We start from the raw sequence: 850 nt of genomic DNA, 5'->3' as shown, positions 1-850 counted from the left end.
GGGTCGGCGGGTCGGGTCGGCGGGTCGGGTCGGGTCGGCTCTGCCCTGCTCCCCCTGCCCCCTGCCCCCATCGGCGCTCAGAGACAAAGAAAGCAGGGTATCAAAGACCCTGCTTTCTTTCTACATGATTTCGTATGACAATAAGTTTAAACACTTCATTTCTGCCCCCAGTAGTATTTTATTGCATACGTCGGAAACTATCCCCATTCTTTGTCTTGCATCGACTTTATACACGTTGAAAATAATCAACGAATTAGAATAAGTGGTAAAGGTTGTATCTTGCGAATAACGAGTAATTACGTCATGTAGCAAATAAGCGTCTTTATCAATCCTTTCTCTGTTTCTGTTTCTTGTCTTGAATATTAATTTAATGCTTGCCATAATTGTAAATTTTAATGTATCATTTTTATCGTGTCCTCGCGTGGGTGTACGTGCGCGCCCCCACGTGGGCGAGGGAATTTCTCCCGAATTTCCTGCATAACAACGACTTACGTCGTTCTTCTTTGGAAATCCGATGGCGGTTCTATTGTACCGCCATACCCATTATCGCTCAAGCCTATCAATCAAGCAATTTCCGCACACTATCATCGTCCTTTCTGAACACACTTTTAAGAATGTCCTCAATAATCACACTATCCCAATTACTTTGCAGTAGTCGCTTAACGAACAGAGCACGTATAATTGCCTTTTCTTGCACATCCCAAGGCTTTATCAAGTCTGCGTTTATCATTTCCTCTTTGAGGGAGTTAATGAGCGTCTGTGCAGCGTTTTTTGTCTCTGAATTAAATTGGGTCATGTCGTATTCTTGGAGTAGTTGTAAAAGGCGGTTGAACTTCTGCCTGCTCTTGTC

Annotated in this window: 1 protein-coding gene; it reads right to left on the bottom strand. The window is 43.8% G+C overall.

What is annotated here, in order from left to right:
• Positions 1-559: 559 nt before the first annotated feature.
• On the bottom strand, positions 560-850 hold a 291-nt coding region (locus J4G38_RS28140), incomplete at its 5' end, for a hypothetical protein (protein ID WP_226164116.1).

It is taken from the genome of Hymenobacter terricola (assembly GCF_017921975.2).
GTDB lineage: Bacteria > Bacteroidota > Bacteroidia > Cytophagales > Hymenobacteraceae > Hymenobacter > Hymenobacter terricola.
This window is presented reverse-complemented; position numbering and strand designations above follow the sequence as displayed.